Raw genomic sequence first — 14048 nt, forward strand, 5'->3', positions numbered from 1 at the left:
CACAAGACTCATGCATAAAAGTTGTGCGCGCGTTCAGAGGGTCAGAAGAACAGCATGACGACGGCGGTGACCACTCCCGCGATGACGACCAGCACGCGGAAGACCGTCGGCGGCATCTTGCGGCCTATGCGGGCGCCGACGTAGCCGCCCACCACGGAGCCGGCGGCGAGCAGGCCGATCGCGAGCCAGTCGACGTCGGCGACGAACACGAAGATGAGCGTGGCGACGACGTTCGCGGCGAGCAGCGACACGGTCCGCAGCGCGTTCACGACGTGCACCGGCAGGTCGGTGCCGAGCCCCAGCACCGCGGCCATCATGACCCCGGCCCCCGCCCCGAAGTAGCCGCCGTACGCGCCCGTCAGCACCGAGAAGACGACGGTCGCCGGGGACAGGTGGTGGCGCAGCCGGGCCGGCTCGTCGCGGGTGCGGCGCAGCCACCTGCTGATCCACGGCTGCGCGCCGACCAGCAGGCAGGAGATCAGGATCAGCCACGGCACCACTGCCTCGAACACGCCCGGCGGGAGCGCGAGCAGCAGGATGGCCCCGCCCACGGAGCCCACCGCGCACGTCACGAGGACGGCCAGCGTGACGGCGGGATGTGCGCGCAGCTCCTGGCGGTAGCCGAACGAGCCGCTCACCCCCGCGGCCACCAGGCCCGCCGTGTTCGACGCATTCGCGACGACGGGCGGCAGTCCGACGGCGAGCAGCACCGGGAAGCTCAGCAGCGATGCGACGCCGACCGTCGACGAGAGGATTCCCGCGCCGAGCCCGGCGCCGAGGACCGCGAGCTGTTCCCAGCCGGTCATCGGCGGTCCTGGTCCCGGTCCTGGTCTCGCAGGAGGGCCACGTCGCTCACCATCTCGACGTGCGCGTGCATAGCGGCCGCGGCGGCCTCCGGGTCACTGCTCCGGATGGCGTCGGCGATGGCCCGGTGCCCGTTGAGGGAGTTGCGCGGCCGGCCCGGCTGCGAGAGGGACTCGATCCGGCTCTCCCGGATCAGGCTGGCGATCTCCCGCATGGTCTGGGCCAGGAGGTCGGAGTGCGCGGCGGCGGTCACCGCCGCGTGGAAGTGCTCGTCGGCCTCGACGCCCCGGTCGCCGTGCGTGATGGCGTCCTCCATCATGTCCAGCGCCGCGTCGATCGCCACGAGATCGTCCTCCGTGCGGCGCTGCGCGGCCAGCGCGGCGATCTTGGTCTCCAGCGCGTCCCGGATGTCGATGATCTCGGGCATCCGGTCGGCGTGCGCGCGGATGGCCTCGACGATGCGGCTCTCGGTGTGCTTGCCGGTCAGCACGGTCCCGTCCCCGTGCCGCACCACGACGACGCCGACCACCTCCATCGCGACCAGCGCCTGGCTGAGGGTCGCGCGGCTGACGCCGAGACGTGCCGCGAGCTCCCGCTCGGGCGGCAGCCGGTCCCCGGCCTGCAGGCCGTTCTGGCGGATCCAGGCGGTGATCTGCTCCGCGACCTGCTCGTAGAGGCGGGTGCGGGCCAGCGGTGCCGGCAGTTCGGCGGAAGCCTTGGGGGTCACGAGCCGAGAATACTTGACAGAAGAGGCATTGGACTATTGGCTAGGCCACTGATCCATCGTGTCTCGTCGGTCAAAGGTGTCCGCCGCGATGGGAAGAGGAGTTGTCATGGGTCCTGAGTGGATCGCGATCATCGCGCTCGTCGCGTTGTTCGTCGCCGGGACGGTGCTGCCGATCAACATGGGGGCGCTGGCTTACGTCGCGGCCTGGTTCGTCGGCGTCTTCGCGCTGAACATGGACGAGAAGGAGGTTCTCGGCGGTATCAGCGCCGACCTCGTGCTCACCCTGATCGGCGTCACCTACCTGTTCTCCATCGCCAAGAACAACGGCACCGTCGACCTCATCGTCTCCAAAGCCGTCCAGGCGGTGGGGGGCAGGGTGGCGCTGATCCCGTGGGTCATGTTCGCCGTGACCGCACTGCTCACCGCCATGGGCGCGGCCAGCCCAGCGGCCTGCGCCATCATCGGCCCGGTGGCCCTCGGCTTCGCCCGCCGCTACAAGATCAACCCGCTGATGATGGGCATGTTCGTGGTGCACGGCGCCCAGGGCGGCGGGTTCTCGCCGATCAGCATCTACGGCACGATCACCAACTCGGTGATGACCGACGTCGGCTACGAGGGCACCGAGATCGCCGTCTTCGTCGCGTCGCTCGCCATCAACACCGCGATGGCCGTGATCCTGTTCCTCGCGCTCGGCGGCCGCCAGCTCATGCGCGAGCGGGTCGACCCCGCCGAGGCGGCCGGCCACATCGCCGACGACCTGCACACCGGCGGGAACTCGGTGACCGTCAGCGGCCAGGGCGCGGGCGTCTCGACCACCACCCGCGCGCTCGGCGTGCGCAGGGACCACGTGCTGACGCTCGTCGCCTTCGCCGCGGTCGCCACCACCGCTCTCGCGTTCGACCAGAACATCGGCTTCGTCTCGATCACCGCCGCCGTCGTCCTCGCGATGCTGTCCCCGCAGCAGCACAAGGACGCCGTCAAGCAGATCGCCTGGCCCACCGTGCTGCTGGTGGCGGGCGTGAGCACCTACGCGACGATCCTCAACGAGGCCGGGTCGCCCGAGTACATCGGCACCTGGGCCGCGGGCCTTGGCATCGCCGCGATCGGTGCGCTCGTCCTCTGCTACGTCGGCGGCATCGTCTCGGCCTTCGCGTCGTCGACGGCGCTCCTGCCGGTCATCATCCCGATCGCCGTGCCCCTCATCGCGGCCGGCGGCGTGAGCCCGTGGGCCATGGCGGCGGCCCTCGCGGTCTCGTCGACCATCGTCGATGTCAGCCCCTTCTCCACGAACGGAGCCCTGATGCTCGCCAACCGCCCGGACACGATCTCGGAGCAGGCGTACTACAAGCAGATCCTCAACTACGCAATCATCGTCACCCTCGCGGGGCCGCTGCTCGTCTGGGCCATCCTCGTGCTGCCGGGCTGGTGAGCACCATGACCGGACCGCTGGACGACGTAGTCGTCGTCGACCTCTCCCGGGCCCTCGCCGGGCCGCACGCCACGATGATGCTGGGCGACCTGGGCGCGCGCGTCGTCAAGGTGGAGGTCCCCGAGCGGGGCGACGACACGCGCGGCTGGGGCCCGCCGTTCGTCGGCGAGGAGGGCGCGCGCGAGTCGACGTACTTCCTTTCCGCGAACCGCAACAAGGAGTCGATAGCGCTCGACCTCAAGGCCCCCGACGGCCGGGCCACGCTCCTCGCGCTCGTCGACCGGGCGGACGTGCTCGTCGAGAACTTCCGGCCCGGGGTGCTGGACCGGCTCGGGATCGGCGTCGACATGCTGCTCGAGCGCAACCCGCGCCTGGTGGTGCTCTCGATCACCGGCTTCGGGCACGACGGCCCCGAGGGCGGGCGCGCCGGCTACGACCAGATCGCCCAGGGCGAGGCAGGCCTGATGTCGCTGACGGGCTCCGGTCCCGACGACCCGCAGCGCGTCGGCGTCCCGATCGGCGACCTGCTCGCGGGGATCTACGGCGCGTACGGCGTGCTCGCGGCGCTGCACGAGCGGCACACCACCGGCGTCGGACAGGTGGTCAGGACGTCCCTGCTCGCGGCGGTCACCGGCGTGCACGCGTTCCAGGGCACGCGGTGGACCGTCGCCGGGGAGGTGGGGCACGCGCAGGGCAACCACCACCCTTCGATAGCGCCGTACGGCCTGTTCCGCTGCCGTGACGGCGCCGTCCAGATCGCGGTCGGGTCCGAGGTGCTGTGGCAGAAGTTCTGCCTGGCCTTCGAGCTCGACGCCTCCGCGGAGGGCCTGCGGAGCAACCCCGAGCGGGTCGCCCGCCGCGACGAGGTGATCGAGCTCGTCGAGACGGCGTTCGCCGACCTCGACTCAGACCCGCTGCTGACCAGGCTCGCCGATGCGGGCATCCCGGCGGGCCGGGTGCGTACCCTCGACGAGGTGTACGCATGGGAGCAGACGGCGAGCCAGGGCCTGCTCGTCGACGTCGAGCACACGAGCCTCGGCACGGTGACGCTGCCCGGCCCGCCGTTGCGGTTCTTCGACCCCGACGGCGCCGAGGTGACCCGGCGTGACCACCAGGCGCCGCCCGTGCTGGACGAGCACGCCGCCGGGATCCGGGCCTGGCTCGACACGCCCCGGTCGGAGGGGCCTGGTCCGGAGGCGGGCCGGTGACCCGCCGCTGGACGGCGCGCGAGCTGCTCGACCTGGTCCTCGACCCGGGCAGCTTCGAGTCCTGGGACGAGCCGGTCGACACGTCGGGGCACTCGGCGGAGTACCGCGCCGTCCTGGCGGCGGCAGCGGAGAAGGCGGGCACCGACGAGTCGGTGCTCACCGGCCGCGGCCGGGTCCGGGGGCGGCCAGTGGTCGTGGTGGTCAACGAGTTCCGGTTCCTCGGCGGTTCCATCGGCCGGGCCGCGGCCCACCGGATCACCGCCGCGATCCGGCGCGCGACGGCGGAGCGCCTGCCCCTCCTGGCGACGACGGCGTCGGGCGGCACTCGGATGCAGGAGGGCACCCCCGCGTTCCTGCGCATGGTCGAGATCTCCCGCGCCGTCATGGACCACCGCGACGCAGGCCTGCCCTACCTCGTGTACCTGCGGCACCCCACGACCGGCGGCGTCTACGCGTCCTGGGGCTCGCTCGCGCACCTCACGGTCGCCGAGCCCGGTGCGCTCATCGGGTTCCTTGGTCCACGCGTGGTCGAGGCCCTGACGGGCGAGGCCCTGCCCGATGGCGTCCAGTCCGCCGAGAACCTCGCCGCCAAGGGCGTGCTCGACGGCGTCGTCGCGCCCGAGAACCTGCCCGCGCTCGTGGAGCGCGCGCTCGCGGTGCTGGTGGACCCGCCGTCGGCGCCGTCCCTGCCCCGTCGTTCCGGGGAGCCGGCGGCGGACGCGTCTGCCTGGGACTCCGTGCTCCGGACCCGCGCCGAGGGCCGTGTGGGGGTGCGGGACCTGTTGCGCTACGGAGCCTCGGGGACCGTGCGGCTCTCCGGCACGGAAGAGGGCGAGCGAGACGAGTCGATGCTGGTGGCGCTCACGCGGCTGGACGGGCGGCCGTGCCTCGTCGTCGGGCAGGACCGGACCCGGCAGGCCGAGAGCACCCCGATGGGCCCCGCCGCGCTGCGGGTGGCACGGCGCGCGATGGGGCTCGCCGAGGAGCTGCGGTTGCCCCTGGTCGCGGTGATCGACACCCCGGGTGCCGAGCTCTCGCAGGCCGCCGAGGAGGGTGCGCTCGCCGGCGAGATCGCGCGCTGCATGGCAGCGCTCACCCGGATGACGGTGCCGACGCTGTCGGTGATCCTCGGCCAGGGCTGCGGCGGCGGGGCGCTCGCGCTGCTGCCCGCGCAGGTCGTGATCGCAGCGGAGCACGCCTGGCTGTCGCCGCTACCGCCCGAGGGCGCGAGCGTCATCGTGCACGGGGACACCACGCACGCGGCGGAGATGGCCGAGGCCCAGCACATCCGGGCCGTCGACCTGCTCGCCGAGGGCGCCGTGCAGCGCGTGGTCCCGGAGCACGAGGCCGACACCGTCCGAGACGTCGCGGTGGCGGTCGCGGCGGAGTGCGCGGTGATGCTGCGGGAGCTGGCCGCGCCTCCCGCGGATGCTCACTCCTTCGAGGCCTAAGTTTCTCCGCTCTGAACCGTTTCAGAACGAAGCACCTTAGACCTCAGAGGGGCGCGCGCATTGCCTAGTGCCGCTGCTTCTCCAGGGCCTTGCGGATCTGCTGGATCAAGGCGAAGACGAGGAGCGCGGCGAAGGCGATCGACGCGACGTCGTCGGGCATGACCACCGACAGGCTCGCGCCGCCGAACGAGAAGCCCGACGCCACGAGGCCGATGAGCGCGGCCATCTTCAGGTGGACCAGCCGGTTGCGAGCGTTGACCCAGGTGCCCGAGATGGCGGTCGGGATCATCGCGACCAGCGACGTGCCCTTGGCCAGCGCGGGTGCGAAGTCGAACAGCGCGGACAGGCCGGGGACGGCGAGCTGACCGCCGCCGATACCGAGCAGGCCGGACGCGACGCCCATGACGAGGCCGAGCCCGATCATTCCCGCGCCGTCGAGCACGCTGGGCAGCCCTTGGGCGGTGTCGACGGACGGCGGCTCCCCGAACGCGTCCATCACGGACCGCACGATCCCCGCGACCAGCACGCCGACGAAGAGCCAGCGCAGCAGGGTCTCCGGTACGCGGGCGAGCAGCCGCGCTCCGACGACGGCGCCGATCACCGCGCCCACGACGAGCAGTCCGGCGGCGATCAGGTCGACGGCGTCGTGGGTCAGGTACGGGATGGACCCGACGATCGCCGCCGGCAGGATCGCCGCGAGCGAGTACGCGCTGGCCCGGCGCTGCGTGAGGCCGCCGAGCGACGTCAGGAGCGGCACCATGACGATGCCGCCACCCAGGCCGAACAGCCCGGAGAAGGTGCCGCCGACGACCCCGACGAGGACGGCGCGGGGAGGTGTCAGGGACTCGTCAGTCTGCTCGCTCACCCAGCGATGATCTCAGGTGTGTCGCGATGGTTCGTGCGCAGTCCATCGACCCGGTGTGCGTCGTGTCGACCTCGAGGTCGTAGGTGACCCCCTCGTGGACGACGTCTGCCTGCTTGGCGGCCATGCCCGCGACGCGGTCGCCACGGGCTGCCTCGCGCGCCTCCGCCACCGCCGCGTCGCAGCGCACGCCGACCCACAGTGTCGGGACGTGCCCCAGGGCGTCGAGCCAGCGCCGCTGGGACGCGGCGCCCCCGAGGAACACGTCGTCGACGACGATGTGTGCGCCGGCGCGTGCCATGGCGACCAGCCCGGCGATCCAGGCGTCCTGCAGCGCCATGAACTCCTGCCCGACGTCGACGCCGCCGTCGTCCGCGAAACCGATCCCGTCGCCGCCGGTGGTCAGGCGGGCGGGCATCGCGTCGACGAGGGTGTCGATGCTGAGGGACAGCCAGGCCTCGGGCAGGACCGCCTGCAGGTTGCGCGCGAGGCCGGACTTCCCGGAGCTCGAACCGCCGTTGAGGACGATCACCTGGGTGTTCATGCCGCAACGGTACGAGTGTGGGTGGCGCACGCTACAGTGGATTCCAGGGTTGAGCGGAGTAGACTCAACTTTGAAGGCGGCCTTGCCGCGCAGACTTCAGCACCATCCTGGGAGGCCTCATGGACACCAAGTTCACGACCATGTCGCAGCAGGCGATCGGCGACGCGATCCAGTCGGCATCGGCCGCCGGCAACCCGCAGCTCGAGCCGGTCCACCTGCTGGCGTCGCTGCTCCAGCAGGAGCGCGGCGTCGCCGTCGGCCTGCTCGATGCGGTCGGGGCCAGCGCACAGATCATCGGCCAGCGTGTGCGCTCGGCTTTGGTCGCGTTGCCCCAGGCCAGTGGTGCGAGCACGGCCCAGCCGAGCGCCAGCCGGGCCATGGCCACGGTCCTCGACCTGGCGTCCAAGGAAGCACAGGGGCTGGGCGACGAGTACGTCTCCACCGAGCACCTGCTCATCGCCGTCGCGGCCGGGCAGTCGCCCGCGGCCCAGATCCTGTCCGACGCCGGAGCCACTGCCGACGCCCTGCGCGCCGCGCTGCCGACCGTCCGTGGGTCCGGCCGGGTCACGAGCCCCAACCCGGAGGGCACGTACAAGGCGCTCGAGCAGTACGGCACCGACCTGACGCAGCGTGCCCGCGACGGCAAGCTCGACCCGGTCATCGGCCGTGACTCGGAGATCCGCCGCGTGATCCAGGTGCTGAGCCGGCGAACCAAGAACAACCCGGTGCTCATCGGTGAGCCGGGCGTCGGCAAGACGGCGGTGGTCGAAGGGCTGGCTCAGCGGGTCGTGGCGGGTGACGTGCCCGAGTCCCTCAAGGGCAAGCGGCTCGTCGCGCTCGACCTGGCGAGCATGGTCGCCGGAGCGAAGTACCGCGGAGAGTTCGAGGAGCGCCTCAAGGCGGTCCTGGAGGAGATCACGGCGTCGGACGGCGAGGTGGTCACCTTCATCGACGAACTGCACACGGTGGTCGGCGCGGGTGCCGGCGGCGAGGGTGCCATGGACGCGGGCAACATGCTCAAGCCGATGCTCGCGCGCGGTGAGCTGCGCATGGTGGGTGCCACCACGCTCGACGAGTACCGCAAGCACATCGAGAAGGACCCCGCACTGGAGCGCCGGTTCCAGCAGGTCTTCGTGGGGGAGCCCTCCGTGGAGGACACCGTGGCGATCCTGCGCGGGCTCAAGGAGCGTTACGAGGCGCACCACAAGGTGACGATCGCGGACTCGGCCCTCGTAGCCGCCGCATCGCTCTCCGACCGCTACATCTCCGGGCGGCAGCTGCCCGACAAGGCGATCGACCTGGTCGACGAGGCCGCGTCGCGGCTGCGCATGGAGCTCGACTCCTCCCCGGTGGAGGTCGACGAGCTCCAGCGCGCGGTCACGCGCCTCGAGATGGAGGAGGTGGTGCTGTCCGAGTCCGAGGACGCGGCCTCCAAGGAGCGCCTGCAGCGTCTCCGCGCCGACCTGGCGGACCGTCGCGAGGCCCTCGCAGCGCTCACCGCGCGCTGGGAGTCCGAGAAGGCGGGGCACAACCGCGTCGGTGACCTGCGTGCCCGCCTCGACGAGCTGCGCACCGATGCCGAGCGCAAGCTCCGCGAGGGTGACCTGGAGGGTGCGGCACGCATCCAGTACGGCGAGATCCCTGTGGTCGAGAGGGAGCTCGTGGCGGCGGAGGAAGCGGAGGCCGGTTCAGAGGACACGACGCCGGGCCTGGCTCCCGAGCACGCTGAGCCGCCGATGATCGCCGACAAGGTGGGCGCCGACGAGATCGCCGAGGTGGTCGCGGCGTGGACCGGCATCCCGGCCGGGCGGCTGCTGCAGGGCGAGTCCGAGAAGCTCCTGCACATGGAGGACGTCCTCGGGCAGCGCCTCATCGGCCAGAAGACTGCTGTGGCCGCGGTGTCCGACGCGGTGCGCCGGACCAGGGCGGGCGTCTCCGACCCCGACCGGCCCACCGGCTCCTTCCTGTTCCTCGGCCCCACGGGTGTCGGCAAGACCGAGCTCGCCAAGGCATTGGCCGACTTCCTGTTCGACGATGAGCGCGCCATGGTGCGCATCGACATGTCGGAGTACGGCGAGAAGCACTCCGTCGCCCGGCTCGTCGGTGCGCCTCCGGGCTACGTCGGGTACGAGGAGGGCGGCCAGCTCACCGAAGCGGTCCGGCGGCGGCCCTACTCGGTGGTGCTGCTGGACGAGGTGGAGAAGGCGCACCCGGAGGTCTTCGACGTCCTGCTCCAGGTGCTCGACGACGGCCGGCTCACGGACGGCCAGGGTCGTACCGTCGACTTCCGCAACACGATCCTGGTGCTGACCTCGAACCTCGGCTCGCAGTTCCTCGTGGAACCGATGCTGTCGGACGAGGAACGGCGCGAGTCCGTGATGACTGCCGTGCGTGCCTCGTTCAAGCCGGAGTTCCTCAACCGCCTGGATGACGTGGTCGTCTTCGACGCGCTGACGCTGGCCGAGCTCGGCAGCATCGTGGAGCTGCAGGTAGGGGCCTTCGCCAAGCGGCTGGAGGACCGCCGGATCACGCTCTCCGTCACGGAGGCGGCGCGCGAGTGGCTAGCGCTGGAGGGGTTCGACCCGGCGTACGGCGCCCGGCCGTTGCGCCGCCTCGTGCAGCGCGAGATCGGCGACCGCCTGGCACGGCTGCTGCTCGCGGGCGAGGTGTCCGACGGCGACATCGTGGTCGTGGACCGCGCGGACGGCGAGGGCCTGGTCCTCGAGCGCGGGGTGCTGACCACCTGACGAGACGCCGCCTACCGCCTGATCAAGACGCTGTGCTGACCGCCCGATGAGGACCAAGGGACCCCGTGTACGTCGATCTGTGTACATCGGACTACGACTATTGATCGATGTGCGGGGAGGCCCCGCCTGCCATCCTGGTGCCAGGAGGAACGACCGCGCGATCTGCGGGACAGGCGGGGTGAGCGGTGCCCGAGCAGCATCGTGTGTGTCGGTGTTGTGAAGGTGAGTGCCTGCTCGCCCAAAACTTGGGTGCTCGACCGTCCCTCTCTGCGCGGGGTGAAAGTCGTGTGCGGAATGCCGTGTACGGTCCCGCACGGTCAGGGGCGCGCGGGGGCGAGTCGGCGGGGGCCATGGGAGAGGGCAGACGGTCAGGGAGGCTTGGTGCTGCGGTTCCACTTCACTTCGGATGATCTTGCCCGGGTTCGGATCGCTCCGGGCCCGGACCCTATGTGGGAGGTGCTGCTCAGCGCACATGTGGTGAACCAGCCTTCGGGCGCTGTGCTGTTCGGGCGCTGGCGGCAGCGAGCGCTCTCCGGCTTGCCGCCGGCAGCCCGCATGCTGCTACGGCTGGCTCCGCCACGGGGCTACTCGCCGGACTTCCTCACGCCGGTCACCGGCTCCGACACCTTCGAGACCGGGCTGGACGCGATGCTGTCCACCCCCAGGGCCCAGCTTCGCAAGGACATCGAGCTACTCGCGGGCGGGCACAGGCCGCACCTCTGGATGCGTGATCTCGCCGCGGGCACCGGACCCGCCATGCGCGGGCTCGGCGTCGCCGTGCGCTCCTACTACGAGCATGCGGTGGGGCCGTACTGGAGCGGTATCCGGGCCGCCGTGGACGTCGACCGCGCGGCGCGCACCCGCGCCTGGGTGGAGGGCGGGACGGAGAACGCGCTGCGGACGCTGCACCCGTCGGTGCGTTGGGAGCATCCGGTCCTGTCGGTGTCGACAACCGCCGAGCGGGACATCCATCTGGGCGGTCGTGGCCTGTTGATCATCCCGTCGTACTTCTGCGTCCGGGCCCCGATCACGCTCGCGGATGCCGACCTGCCGCCGGTGCTGCTCTACCCGATCGTGCACGAGCCTGCCGGGCTGGACCGCAGCTTCGAGGTCCGGTCCGACAGCGGACGGCAGCTCACCGCGCTTCTCGGCCGGACCCGAGCGGCGGTGCTGCGAGTGCTCGGCACTGGTGCGACGACCAGCGAGATCGCGAATCGTCTGGCGATCTCCCCGGCATCGGCGTCGGAGCATGCGACGGTGCTGCGCAACGCCGGTCTGATCGCCAGCGGGCGCGAGCGCAACACCGTGATCCACGCGCTGACCCCGCTGGGCCAGACCCTGCTCGACGGCTGCACCGGACAGGGTCCGGCGGCGACACAGTCCGCTACTGCAGGAGATCCTGTGTGATCGGCTCGGCGGTGGTGGCGAGGCACAGGCCGACCCGGTCGCCGTCGCTCCACGACTCCTCGCTGGGGCCCCAGACCACGTAGCTCACGGAGTTGGCGAGCTGGCTGGTACGGGCGATCGGACCGAGCTGCTTGGTGCCGCACACCAGGGCCACGCGCTTGTCCACCTCGTCACGGCCGGGCCAGACGGCGGCGTCGGCGAAGTCGGTGCGGCCGACGACCTGCGCGGTGTGCGAGGCGTCGCAGGGAACGGCGAGCACCTCGGAGACCTCGCCGTCCTCGGGGACGGTCTCCACGCACGAACCGAGCACGAGCTGCAGCGGATGCACCTCGCGTGGCTCCGCGATCATCGCTTCGATCGGCTCCCACTGCTGCTTGCTGACCATGTTCACGACAAGGACGACCACCGCCACCAGGGCGACTACTGCGACGGCGGCCCCGCCGATCATCGCGAACCGGCGTCGCTTGGCGGCGTCGTCGGCCGCAGTCGGCGGGCGCCAGCCGGCATAGGAGGGCTCGGGCGCATAGCCGTGTACGGCGGGGAACGGGTGCGCGGAACCGCCGCGCGCGGAGGGGAACGGCGACGGCGGCTGCTGCCGGCCGGCGCCCTGGTCCTGGCGCGGGGCGCCGGGCTGATGCTGCGGCGGGGCCGCGGGCGTCGGGAACGGGCTCGGCGGCGCGACGGCCGGCGGGATGCGCGTAGCGGGCGATGCGAAGAGCTCCTCGGTGGGAGCGTCGTCCGCGGCGGCGGGCAGCTCCTCTGCGGGCGTCTCCGTCTCGCGGGGGACCTCCTTCGGGTCCGCGGCCGGCGCGTCCGCGCTGGTCTGGCCCGCGGACTTCTGCTCCTCGGACGTCCCGGCCTCCGCGGCGATGGTGCGCGGCCCGAGCTCCTTCTTGTGCGCCGCGGCGATCGCGGCGAAGGAGAGCGCCTTGAAGTCGAACGTCTCGTCGACGGCCGGCGCAGCCGCGCTGTCGGACGGCGTCCCGGGCTTGGCCTTGTCCGTACCGGCGGCCTTCGACATGGCCGGCTTGCCGTCGGCTGCGGCGGGCGAACCAGGTGCGGCGGGTGAGTCGGGCGCATCGGTCGAGTCGGCTGGGGCAGCGTCATCGCCGGATGCGTCGGTGTCGACGTCCGCGTCGGTGTCAGCAGCGAGGCTGGTGCTGACGGCGGCGCCTGCGGCGCTGTCGGCCTCGGCCGGCTCCTCCGCCTGCGCAGTGGCCGCAGGGTCCACGCTCTTGGTGGACGGCGGCGTCGGCGGCGGCGTCGGCTCGACGGGGGAGGCGGTGGGAGCCGCCGGCACCCGCTTCGGTAGTGCGGCGGCGGGCACGACGCTGATCTCCTCGGTGAGTGCTGCCCGCTTCGAGCCGGTACCCGCCGCAGGCTTGCGGGCAGGTCGGGCAGGTCGGGCAGGTCGGGCAGGCCGCGGAGCAGGCTTGACGTCCGCAGCGGGCTCAACATCCGCGACAGGGTCGGCCTTCGCGGCCGGCTCGACGTCGTCCGGTGTGCCCGCAGCAGCCGACGACTCCGCGTCCGGCGCGGCGACCGCCATCGGCCCGTCGGTGGACGCCTCCGCGGTCTCGGCCTTCGTCGAGCCGGCCTCCGCACGCTCGGCTTCCCCGGACAAGGCAACCCCGGACTCAGCCACCGCTACCCGGCCCTGGGCCCCGTCGCCCTTGGGCTCGCCGTTCGTGGCCGACGCACCAGCGGCGTCCGACCCGTCGTCGTCCGCCTGCTCGGGCGCGGCGTCGTCGTCCTCGGAAGGGCTGTCAACTACCGCGCCGTCGCCCGCGGGATCCCGCTCCGCCTCGTCCGCGGACGCCGTCTCGACAGGATCCGTGGCAGGGACCTCGGCGACTTCGGTGGCGGCCGGGAGGTGGTCGGGCGTCGACGTCATGCAGGTTAACTTACCGACATTCGACGAGGACCTTGTCACCAGGACGATGCACGCTTCGGGTGCACCCTCTTTATGGACAATTTCACCCGCCGATTTCCCCATCGCCGGTGGAACCTCGGCGCCTCCTGCGCCGTGGGCGGGAGCGTCAGTCGGCCAGGTCGACGATCACGGGGACATGGTCGGAGGCGCCCTTGCCCTTGCGCTCGTCCCGGTCGATGACGGCACCCGATGCGCGGCCGGCGAGGGCGGGCGACGCCCAGCAGAAGTCGATCCGCAGCCCCTTGTTCCGCGGGAACGCGAGCTGCTGATAGTCCCAGTAGGTGTACGTGTGCTCCTCGGGGATGAACTGCCGCGTCAGCTCCGTGTACCCGGCCTTGCCGAATGCCTCGAACGCGTCTCGCTCCGGCTGGGAGACGTGCGTCTTCCCGGCGAAGTCCGCCGCGTTGTACACGTCGGTGTCGAGCGGGATCACGTTCCAGTCGCCCATGAGCGCGACGGCGTCCCCTGCGTCCCCCCAGGTCTGCGCGGAGACGCGCAGGGCCTCCAGCCAGGCAAGCTTGTAGGTGTAGTGCGGGTCGCCGAGCCCCCGGCCGTGGGGCACGTACAGGCTCCACACGCGGACGCCGCCGCAGGTCGCGCCGATCGCTCGCGCCTCGAGCGGCGGGACGACGTCGAGCAGCGGGTCCGGCCCGTCCTCGATGATCGCCTTGGCGAAGCCCGGCTGGTCGGGGAACTCGGTGGCGACGTCGGCCAGGCCGACCCGCGACACGATCGCGACGCCGTTCCACTGCGACAGCCCGAAGTGCGCCACCTCGTAACCGGCGGCCTCGAACGCCGCGGTCGGGAACTGGTCGTCCCGGCACTTGGTTTCTTGGATGGCCAGGACGTCGGTCCCGGACCGGTCGAGGAAGGCGAGCACGCGGTCGACGCGCGTGCGGATGGAGTTGACGTTCCAGGTGACGAGGCGCACGGTCC

Annotated in this window: 11 protein-coding genes; 5 read left to right on the forward strand and 6 right to left on the reverse strand. The window is 71.9% G+C overall.

The genetic code is table 11. From position 1 onward, the window contains the following. Positions 1–41: 41 nt before the first annotated feature. Together AB0F70_RS05500 and AB0F70_RS05505 are read right to left on the reverse strand one after the other, a co-directional pair. Complete coding sequence (locus AB0F70_RS05500) at positions 42–806, reverse strand: sulfite exporter TauE/SafE family protein (RefSeq protein ID WP_357444362.1); 765 nt, start codon at positions 804–806, stop codon at positions 42–44. Continuing rightward, complete coding sequence (locus AB0F70_RS05505; RefSeq protein ID WP_357444365.1) at positions 803–1531, reverse strand: FCD domain-containing protein; 729 nt, start codon at positions 1529–1531, stop codon at positions 803–805. Before AB0F70_RS05505 ends, AB0F70_RS05500 begins: the two co-directional genes overlap by 4 nt. 106 nt (positions 1532–1637) lie before the next feature. Between AB0F70_RS05505 and AB0F70_RS05510 the strand changes: the two genes are divergently transcribed. The 3 genes from AB0F70_RS05510 to AB0F70_RS05520 are packed head-to-tail and all read left to right on the forward strand — an operon-like array spanning position 1638 to position 5619. Further along, positions 1638–2960, forward strand: a complete 1323-nt coding sequence (locus tag AB0F70_RS05510) for an SLC13 family permease (protein ID WP_357444368.1) — start codon at positions 1638–1640, stop codon at positions 2958–2960. Positions 2961–2965: 5 nt separating this feature from the next. After that, complete coding sequence (locus AB0F70_RS05515) at positions 2966–4168, forward strand: CoA transferase (RefSeq protein WP_357444371.1); 1203 nt, start codon at positions 2966–2968, stop codon at positions 4166–4168. After that, positions 4165–5619, forward strand: coding sequence for a carboxyl transferase domain-containing protein (locus tag AB0F70_RS05520; protein ID WP_357444374.1), 1455 nt, complete (start codon positions 4165–4167; stop codon positions 5617–5619). Before AB0F70_RS05515 ends, AB0F70_RS05520 begins: the two co-directional genes overlap by 4 nt. 64 nt (positions 5620–5683) lie before the next feature. Here AB0F70_RS05520 and AB0F70_RS05525 read toward each other — a convergent pair whose 3' ends face one another. Together AB0F70_RS05525 and cpt are read right to left on the reverse strand one after the other, a co-directional pair. Next, positions 5684–6484, reverse strand: coding sequence for a sulfite exporter TauE/SafE family protein (locus tag AB0F70_RS05525; RefSeq protein WP_357444377.1), 801 nt, complete (start codon positions 6482–6484; stop codon positions 5684–5686). Then, on the reverse strand, positions 6468–7025 hold the full coding sequence (cpt, locus tag AB0F70_RS05530) for a chloramphenicol phosphotransferase CPT (protein ID WP_357444380.1): 558 nt from the start codon (positions 7023–7025) through the stop codon (positions 6468–6470). The genes AB0F70_RS05525 and cpt overlap by 17 nt, the downstream gene beginning before the upstream one ends. A gap of 119 nt (positions 7026–7144) precedes the next feature. On the opposite strand from cpt, the gene clpB reads away from it, so the two are divergent. Together clpB and AB0F70_RS05540 are read left to right on the forward strand one after the other, a co-directional pair. Further along, complete coding sequence (gene clpB / locus AB0F70_RS05535) at positions 7145–9772, forward strand: ATP-dependent chaperone ClpB (protein ID WP_357444383.1); 2628 nt, start codon at positions 7145–7147, stop codon at positions 9770–9772. Positions 9773–10249: 477 nt separating this feature from the next. Next, positions 10250–11179, forward strand: a complete 930-nt coding sequence (locus AB0F70_RS05540) for a winged helix-turn-helix domain-containing protein (RefSeq protein WP_357444386.1) — start codon at positions 10250–10252, stop codon at positions 11177–11179. On the opposite strand, the gene AB0F70_RS05545 is transcribed toward AB0F70_RS05540, so the two are convergent. Together AB0F70_RS05545 and AB0F70_RS05550 are read right to left on the reverse strand one after the other, a co-directional pair. Beyond that, the gene (locus tag AB0F70_RS05545) at positions 11157–13073 is read right to left on the reverse strand and encodes a septum formation family protein (protein ID WP_357444389.1); all 1917 of its coding nucleotides are present in this window, start codon (positions 13071–13073) and stop codon (positions 11157–11159) included. The genes AB0F70_RS05540 and AB0F70_RS05545 overlap by 23 nt on opposite strands. Before the next feature lie 145 nt (positions 13074–13218). Next, a complete protein-coding gene (locus AB0F70_RS05550) occupies positions 13219–14043 on the reverse strand; it encodes an exodeoxyribonuclease III (RefSeq protein WP_357444392.1) in 825 nt (274 codons plus the stop codon). Between the last annotated feature and the right edge of the window lie 5 nt (positions 14044–14048).

Origin of the sequence: Promicromonospora sp. NPDC023805 (genome assembly GCF_040639635.1) — a bacterium.
Taxonomy (GTDB): domain Bacteria; phylum Actinomycetota; class Actinomycetes; order Actinomycetales; family Cellulomonadaceae; genus Promicromonospora.

Bases quoted from the DNA above. Each gene is read 5' to 3' on its own strand.
- AB0F70_RS05515 (WP_357444371.1), top strand. From the start codon at position 2,966: ATGACCGGACCGCTGGACGACGTAGTCGTCGTCGACCTCTCCCGGGCC.
- AB0F70_RS05510 (WP_357444368.1), top strand. From the start codon at position 1,638: ATGGGTCCTGAGTGGATCGCGATCATCGCGCTCGTCGCGTTGTTCGTC.
- AB0F70_RS05500 (WP_357444362.1), bottom strand. From the start codon at position 806: ATGACCGGCTGGGAACAGCTCGCGGTCCTCGGCGCCGGGCTCGGCGCG.
- clpB (WP_357444383.1), top strand. From the start codon at position 7,145: ATGGACACCAAGTTCACGACCATGTCGCAGCAGGCGATCGGCGACGCG.
- AB0F70_RS05545 (WP_357444389.1), bottom strand. From the start codon at position 13,073: ATGACGTCGACGCCCGACCACCTCCCGGCCGCCACCGAAGTCGCCGAG.
- cpt (WP_357444380.1), bottom strand. From the start codon at position 7,025: ATGAACACCCAGGTGATCGTCCTCAACGGCGGTTCGAGCTCCGGGAAG.